Source organism: Streptomyces sp. CO7, from assembly GCF_053474865.1.
Genome location: NZ_JBRIOU010000012.1, coordinates 30,810 through 31,680 on the forward strand (window position 1 = coordinate 30,810; position 871 = coordinate 31,680).

At 74.4% G+C, this 871-nt stretch carries 1 protein-coding gene and 1 tRNA gene; one reads left to right on the forward strand and one right to left on the reverse strand.

Annotation, left to right across the window (positions count from 1 at the left end; all coding sequences use genetic code 11):
* Positions 1 to 268 precede the first annotated feature (268 nt).
* Positions 269 to 343, forward strand: a tRNA-Trp gene (locus ACOV8S_RS29740).
* Between the two features lie 123 nt (positions 344 to 466).
* On the opposite strand, the gene ACOV8S_RS29745 is transcribed toward ACOV8S_RS29740, so the two are convergent.
* Positions 467 to 871, reverse strand: a 405-nt coding sequence (locus tag ACOV8S_RS29745; protein ID WP_448321582.1) for a TetR-like C-terminal domain-containing protein, incomplete at its 5' end; no start/stop codon positions are given.

An 871-nucleotide genomic window follows, 5' to 3' on the forward strand; every position in this document is an offset into this window, starting at 1 on the left:
GGGGTAGGGCCGGACCACCGCTGGGTCCCGCCTCTGCGCACAGGAGCGGGAGCCTGCGCGCCAGGTTGCCGCGTGCGGCGTGAGCCACCGAAATCCGCTCCGTGCGGCGAACCGATCAGTTCCCCCTGCCCTTCGGAGGCCTGGGGCTCCACCGACGCACCCGTCCAGGACCCCGACCGGGGCGCGGCATCGGGTCCGACGGGTCCGACAACCCCCTGGCGCTGGACCGAACACGGCCGAGCGCGGTGGGCCAGGATCCCCGCCGGGCGAAGCCGTAGCGCAGAGGTTGTCGCGCGCGGTCTCCAAAACTGCGAGGACGCCGGTTCGAATCCGGCCGGCTTCGTCCGCCCAGGTGACCGACGGCGGGTCACGTCAGCTCCTGCTCGCAAGGTCCCGATCCGTCCAGCACCGCAACCCGCGGGCCAGGACCTCGATCTCTGCACACAAGGGCGGCGGCGACAGGACCTCAGGCTCCCGGCGTGGCCCCCGGGAACGCGATCCCCGTCTCGTGGGCGAGGCGGGCGGCGGCGTGGCGGAAGAAGGCGGCGCGGTCCTCGACCACCCGGTGGAACTGGCCGAAGAGCTCGAAGCCGATCAGGCCGAACAGCTCCGCCCAGGCGGCGACCAGCGCGACCGTGGTCTCCGGCGGCAGGTCGGGCGCCAGGTCGGCGGTCATCCGCACCGCCTCGGGGCGCAGCCCTTCCGGCAGAGGGGTGCGCGAGAGTCCGGCGGGACCGCGGTGGGCGTCGCGGGTGATGCCGATCAGGAGCAGCCCCACCCGTGCCGCGGCGGGCACGGTGGTCTGGGGCGCCTGGTAGCCGGGGACGGGGGTGCCGTAGATGAGGGCGTACTCGTGGGGGTGGGCCAGTGC